The organism is Candidatus Streptomyces philanthi (assembly GCF_059553635.1).
Genome location: NZ_JCANQV010000304.1, coordinates 1 through 6,527 on the forward strand (window position 1 = coordinate 1; position 6,527 = coordinate 6,527).

Here is a 6,527-nt window from a genome sequence, read left to right on the forward strand (position 1 = left end):
TCAAAGGAATTGACGGGGGCCCGCACAAGCGGGCGGGAGCGGCACGGTCGGTTCGTCGTCCGCCGCCGCGGGCAGCGGGGCGCCGCCCGGGGCGTCCGCCGCCGCGGGCACCGGTCCGGCCGGGCTGTCCCAGCGCAGGAAGGCGCCGCAGGAGTCGCAGAACGACTGGCCCCTGCGGTGCACCGGGGTGGCGCAGTCGGGGCAGGTGGAGAGGGTCATGGTCGGGTTCCTTCGGAGAACGGCGGGGGAGCGGAGGGGGCCTGCGCGGTCACCTCCACGGTGAACGGCAGATGCGCGGGCCGGGCAGCGGCGACCACGGCACGCACCCGGTGGACGTCGACGGCCGACGGGTCCGGCACCCGGAGGACGACCTGGAGGCCGGCCCGCGGCGACCCCGGAAAGCCGCCGAGCGGGCGCGCGGACCAACTCGCGCCACCGCTCTCGGCGATCTCCGGGCTCACCCCGAAGGCCAGACGGAGCGCGCCGTACAGGCCGCGCCGGGTGCCGCGCAGCCGGTGCAGCGCCACCGCCGAGGCCACCGCGTAACGGCGGACCGGCAGCGGCTGTGTGCCCTCCAGCTCCGTGCCGACCCAGGTGGCCAGCCAGTCGACGAAGTCCTCGGGCGCGAGCGCCGGGTCGAAGTACGCCTCCAGGCAGTCCAGCACCGTGAACAACGGCGCCAGCACCACGTCCAGCCCCGCGACGAAACGCTGGGTGAAGTCGTCGTCGGCGTAGACGCCGGGAAGCTGCTCCCCGATCGGGTGCGCGGAGAGCAGGCCCGGCACGGTGCCCCGGGACGAGCCCCCGCCTTCGGAAGGGGCGGACGGTACAGGAATGGTCATCGGGCCTCGATCACACGGACGCGGTGGTCGAAGGGGAACAGCAGCGCCGACGGGTCGAGATCGAGTCGGTCGGTCGCCTCGCCGCGGCGGCCGGTGAGCGGGTCGGCGGGATGCAGCAGCACCTCGTCGACCAGCTCCACCCCCGGCACCCGCTGGAGCGCGGCGAAGATCTCCCCGGAGTGCAGCGGCCGCCCGAACGGCCAGCCGTCCCCGTGCGCCCCGCCCGTCAGCGGGTCCAGATGGGCGTAGAGGGCATCCAAAGCCTCGGCCCGCACCCGTTCCGCGTTCGCCGCCCGGAACGCGTGCAACGTGGCGACCACCGTGACGCCCTGGTAGAACGGCGGGCCCACGGCGAGACGGGTGCCCAGCGGACGGCGCTCGTCCAGGAACGCCGTCAACCGGGCCAGCAGCTCCTCCCCGGGCACCAGTTGCTCGAAGCGGACCCTGCCGCCCCGGTCGGGGACGGCCTGCGGGACGACCAGGACCCGTACCGCGTTGTCCCCCGCCCGGTCGTCGTCGACTGAGAGGCAGCGGATGCGCGCGGCCTCCGGCGCGGCCCGGCGGGACAGCTCCTCGTAATCGCGCGCGGTCACCGCACGCTCCTGGGCGCGCAGCGTCACGGGCGCCCGCAGCTTCGCCTCCCGCACCGTCTCGCCGTCCACACCACCGCGCGCCGCCTCACGGTTCTCGACACCGGCGATGGACGGGATGGAGCTGCGCAGCACCTGGATCGCGCCGCGCGCCACATTGCCGCCGCGGCCGCCACCGGTGCGGTAGTACGCGGCGCGGACCGCGCTGCCCTTGGGCGGCACCGCCCCGTACTGCGCCACCGACCCGTCCGGGAGACGGACGCAGGGCCCGAAGGCGATCTCCCCGGTGGTGGCGTCCAGGGTGAGGTGCCGGTCGGCGGGCCCGGAAGCGGCGAAGTCGGCGACGACCTCCCACGGCTGCCAGCCCTCCCCGTCGGAGACCTCCACGACCAGCGGCGGCCGGCCCGCGACCACCGGGGCGTGCGCGAGGCGCAGCCGCTGCCCGGGGACGCCCGACGCCTCACCCAGGATCTCGTCGCGGACCGTCTCCGCGTGCGAGGCGGACGCCGTACCGCCGATGGTGAACGCGGAGGCGGCCCGCACGGTGGGGGAGGCGCTGTAGAACGGCTGGCCGGGGGCGGCGGCCACCACACGGCAGCGCAGCCAGCCCGCGTCGGTCCGCCCCACACGGGAGACGAGATGGCCGGCGGGGACGTGCAGCACCACGTCACCGGGGCGGTTGAGGCCGCCGGTGGTGTCCTCGTCCACCTCGCACACCGCCCACCCGTCCGCCGTCCACGCCTCCCACACCAGCGGCGGCTGGCGCGGGTCGACACCGACACCGTCCACCCGGCTGTCCAGCCGCAGTACCGCCATGCACCGCGGCACCGCCGCCGACAGCCCGAACAGCAGAGCGTCCCCGGGCTGCGGCACGGCGGCGAAGGCCGCCACGTCACTGCCGCCGAAGACGTCCGCGCTCTGGTCCTGCGGCGTGCCGCCGGACTCCTGGCGCAGTACGGCGGCCAGGTCGCAGGGGATGACGGTCAGGTCCTCGTCGGTCGCGAAGACCACCGCCTCCTCCGTCTCGGTGCGGCTGGTCGCCACCTCCGTCCCGGCGGGCAGGAGGACCGGCTCCGGCTGGGGCGCCGACAGCCGGAACGTCACCTCGGCGCGGGCCGCCGACGGCGGGAACAGGGTGATGCCCAACAGGTCCATGAACGCCAACTGGTTCTTCTCCGGCACCCGGTTGAGGCGGTAGACCAGCTGGTCGGCCATGTGCGCCACGGCCTCGATCAGGGTGACACCCGGATCGGAGACATTGTGGTCGGTCCACTCCGGGCACCGCTGCTGCACATAGCGCTTGGCGTCGTCGACGAACTGCTGGAAGCGCCGGTCGTCGAGATGGGGGGCGGGCAGGGCCATCACAGATCGCTTTCGGTTGCCGGGGACCCGCCGTCGGCGCCGGAGCCCTCCGCGGACGGGATCACATAGAACGGGAAGACCAGGCTGCGCGGATTGTTGGTGCCACGCACCGTGTAACGGACGTCGATGAAGAGGACGGAGGGGTCCTCCGGCGCCGGGCTCACCTCGACGTCGAGGACCTCGATCCGGGGCTCCCAACGGTCGAGCGAGGACCGCACCTCGTACCGGATACGACCCGCCGTCGCCTCGTTGACCGGCGCGAACACCAGGTCGTGGACGGCGCAGCCGAACTCCGGACGCATCGGCCGCTCGCCCGGCGCGGTGGCCAGCACCAGCCGGATGGACTCCTCGACCTCCCGCTCGCGGCGGGCCAGCGCGATCCCGCCACCGGCGTCGGTGTGCACCGGGAACGCCCAGCCCGCACCGACGAATTGCTCACTCATCCGCTCCCGCTCCCTCGGACATCCGCCTCATCCCTTCACCGCCGCCCTCAGAACGGCAGCCCGTTGCGCAGCACCGCCGGCGCCATCAGCGTCACCGTCGCCGCCGAGTTGACGGTGACCGGACCCGCGGCCCGGAGACCCGCGGTCCCCGTCGCGTTGATCTGCGCACTCCCCCCGGCCGTCACGTCGAACTTCGTGCCCGCCTTGACGTCCACCGCCCCGGCGGCCCGCAGACTCAGCGACCCCCCGGCACTCAGCGACAGATCACCGCCCGCCTTGACCGACACCTTCCGCGTCCCGCTGATCGTCACCGACCCGTCGCTGCGCACCGTCACCTCGGTACGGGCCTCGTCCAGATGCACCGTCAGCGCCCCGTCACCGGTCCGCAGCCGGATGCCGCGCGCCCGGCGGTTCGGGGCGTCCAGCAGCTCGACCTGGTGGCCGCTGCGCGAGGCGAGAGCGCGCCACGCGATCCGGCCGCTGGTGGGGTCCACCGGGTCGATCCCGTCCGGGTCCGGCGTCGGCGCGTCCACCCCGTTGTAGAGACCGGCCAGCACGTACGGGTGCTCCAACGACCCGCGGTCGAAGGCGCACAGCACCTCGTCCCCGACCTCGGGCAGCAGCAGCCCGCCGCCCCGCACCCCGCCGAACTGCGCCACCCGGCACCAGTCGCTCTCGTACGACGGCGACAACCAGGGGAAACGCAGCTTGACCCGGCCCAGCTTCAGCGGGTCCTTGGCGTTGGTGACCTGCGCCGTGGCCACACCCGGCAGCGACGGCGCGGTCTCGGGACCGCCCGACGCCAGCCCGTACAGCGACCGGAACTGCCGGCCCGACACCGTCAGCCAGGTGGTGAACTGCCTCCCGGACTCGAAGACATGACGCACCCCCGTCGCCGTGTACCGCCCCTCGAACGGGAACCCCGCGCCCTTGAGCGCCACCGGCCGCCCCGGCAGCAGATCCGGATTGCCCTTGACCGCCACCTCCAACTCCGCGAACGACGCCGCCACATCGTCCGCGAGGGCCCGCGCGGCATGGGTGACCTGGGCCTGGGTGGTGTACGGGGTGCCCGTGGAGGTCAGCTCGGCCGGCCCGAACGACGCCGTCGCCTGCCCGGGGGTCAGCCCGGCGTCGATGTCCTCACCGGCAGAGGCCGGGGACTGGGCGGACAGCGCGCGCTTGGCGCGCATGTCCCAGCCGCGCGCCCCCGCACGATCGACCTGCCCGGCACTCGTCATCGCCACCCGGCTGCGCAGCGCGTTGTGCCCGAACTCCAGGACGTACGGGCTCTGCGCGGCCGGCGTGCCACCGGACGGCGCGCCGCTCGCGGGCGGCAGGGCACGGAAACACAGCCTGCCGTCCCGGTCGAAGGAGAGATGGACGTCGTTCTCCTGCGCGAGACGGGTGAGGAAGTCCCAGTCGGTGATGTTGGGCTGGGTGGCCAGCTCGTAGACCGTGGGAGTGGAGTCCACCGTGCCCAGGGTGAGGTTGTTGCGGCCGGCGAGACGGCGGACGATGTCGGACGCGGTCATCTGCGGATAGCCCGCCACACGCCGGTTGCGCAGCAGCCGGTGGCCCGGGTCGTAGCCGCGCGCCACCAGCGACCTGCCCCCGGCGTCCGCGTCCACCTCCAGCGCCGTGATCTCGCCCGTGAGCAGGGGTTCGCCGCGCTGCCCGTCCGTGAACGGCGACAGCACCGTCCTCGCCCCGATCTTCAGTTGGCGGAAGTTCTCCAGGATGTCGCCGCCCGGGTCGCTGAAGGTGAGCTGGAACGCCGACGGCACGTTCACACTGGCGTCCACCCAGCCCTCGACGAGGAGCACCGCGAGCTTGTCCGGCAGCCGCGCACCCCCGATCTCCACGTGCAGCACACTCGTGTACGTCCGGTCGCTCATCGCCGGTTCCCCTTCCCGCTCCGGCCGCCGCCGGCCCCCTGGTCGTCGTGGTGCTCGTCGGCCGCCGGGATGAGCAGTTCGGTGCCCGGACGCAGCCGCATCGGATCGTCGATGTCATTGGCCTCGGCGATCCGCCGCCACCGGGTGGCGTCGCCGTACTCCCGCCAGGCCAGCAGCGCCAGCGAGTCACCCGCCACCGTGCGGTGGACCCGCCGCGCGGACAGCGCGCCGGAGGTCGGGTTCTGCCCCTTGGTGGGCAGCGACACCTCGGTCAGCGAGAGGGAGCAGGTCGCGCGGATCGGCTCACCCGTCGGGTTGAACAGGGTGTACGTGGCCTGGGCGCTGGTCACGTACGCGATGAACTGCACGGTGTTGAACGCGCCCCAGGAAAAACGCACCCACGGCGGCGACGGCCGCTTGGTGTGGATGCTCTGCTCCGTCACCTCGCAGCACGACAGCAGCATCTCGACCTGCTTCTGCACCTTCCCGGCGTTCGGCGCGCCGGAGGAGTCGAGGAACACCTCCAACTGGAGATCGGCCGGCAGCGCCCCGGTGAACTGCGGCGGCGCGCCGCGCGCATAGGCGACCGCGGCCTGCGTCCGCCAGGTCGCCTGCCGCCCCAGCCGTACCTGCGTCGGATTGAACTGGAACTCCACCTCGCCGATACGGGCCCCCATCGACCCGCCCAGATCGGCGGGCGGCTGGTGGACGGCGAGCGACGCCCGTACCAGGCTCGCCCCCGCCCGGCCCCCGGTCGGCGCGGCCATCTCAGGCGCCTCCCGCGTCGGTGAAACCGTGGTGCGCGATCTCCAGCGTCTCGGTCGCCACCCCCGGACTCGCCGGGTCCAGCGTCGGCCCCTGCCAGCGCACCGGCAGCACCTCCACCAGGCCCCACTGCGCGACCACCGAACCGTCCGCCCGCAGCGCGGCGATCTGCGCGGTGGGACGGGTGATACCGGTGGCCAGGGAGGACATCCACGCGGCGACACGAGAGGTCTCGGCGGTCAGCGGACGCGTGAGACGGATGGTGGAGAACGTCACCCGGGTGGGCAACTGCCACACGAAACCGTTGTTACCGCCCTCCTGACGCTGCTCGACCTCCACCTCGGACGCGAGGCCGTCACAGCCGTTGAACAGGCCGAGGTCCTGGCCGTCGATGGTCAGCTTGAAGAAGACGGTGGAACCGGGGTCCTTGGGCGAGGGCATGGGGTGGTCTTTCGTGTGGGGTCGTGAGGGTGGTGGGAGCGGGTTCGTCGGGTGGAGGCGGGGTCAGCGGCCGTGGTCGCGGAGGCGGCCGATGCGTTCCCGGTCGGTGCGGAGTTCCGCGCGGAGGAGGCGGGAGAGGGGGGCGATCAATCGGCGTGCCAGGTCGTCCAGGTCGGCGGGGTAGTGGGG

The 6,527-nt window shown here is 73.5% G+C and carries 7 protein-coding genes; all 7 read right to left on the reverse strand.

The window, feature by feature from the left end; all coding sequences use genetic code 11:
• The 7 genes from AC51EU_RS25290 to AC51EU_RS25320 are packed head-to-tail and all read right to left on the reverse strand — an operon-like array spanning position 1 to position 6,338.
• The gene (locus AC51EU_RS25290; RefSeq protein WP_496269380.1) at positions 1-219 is read right to left on the reverse strand and encodes a hypothetical protein; all 219 of its coding nucleotides are present in this window, start codon (positions 217-219) and stop codon (positions 1-3) included.
• A complete protein-coding gene (locus AC51EU_RS25295; RefSeq protein WP_496269381.1) occupies positions 216-842 on the reverse strand; it encodes a phage tail protein in 627 nt (208 codons plus the stop codon). Before AC51EU_RS25295 ends, AC51EU_RS25290 begins: the two co-directional genes overlap by 4 nt.
• On the reverse strand, positions 839-2,794 hold the full coding sequence (locus AC51EU_RS25300; RefSeq protein ID WP_496269382.1) for a putative baseplate assembly protein: 1,956 nt from the start codon (positions 2,792-2,794) through the stop codon (positions 839-841). The genes AC51EU_RS25295 and AC51EU_RS25300 overlap by 4 nt, the downstream gene beginning before the upstream one ends.
• Positions 2,794-3,237 (reverse strand): GPW/gp25 family protein, encoded by a 444-nt coding sequence (locus AC51EU_RS25305; protein WP_496269383.1) that lies wholly within the window; start codon positions 3,235-3,237, stop codon positions 2,794-2,796. The genes AC51EU_RS25300 and AC51EU_RS25305 overlap by 1 nt, the downstream gene beginning before the upstream one ends.
• Before the next feature lie 47 nt (positions 3,238-3,284).
• Positions 3,285-5,132, reverse strand: coding sequence for a VgrG-related protein (locus AC51EU_RS25310; RefSeq protein WP_496269384.1), 1,848 nt, complete (start codon positions 5,130-5,132; stop codon positions 3,285-3,287).
• A complete protein-coding gene (locus AC51EU_RS25315; RefSeq protein ID WP_496269385.1) occupies positions 5,129-5,899 on the reverse strand; it encodes a CIS tube protein in 771 nt (256 codons plus the stop codon). The genes AC51EU_RS25310 and AC51EU_RS25315 overlap by 4 nt, the downstream gene beginning before the upstream one ends.
• 1 nt (position 5,900) lies before the next feature.
• On the reverse strand, positions 5,901-6,338 hold the full coding sequence (locus AC51EU_RS25320; RefSeq protein WP_496269386.1) for a phage tail protein: 438 nt from the start codon (positions 6,336-6,338) through the stop codon (positions 5,901-5,903).
• Positions 6,339-6,527 lie beyond the last annotated feature (189 nt).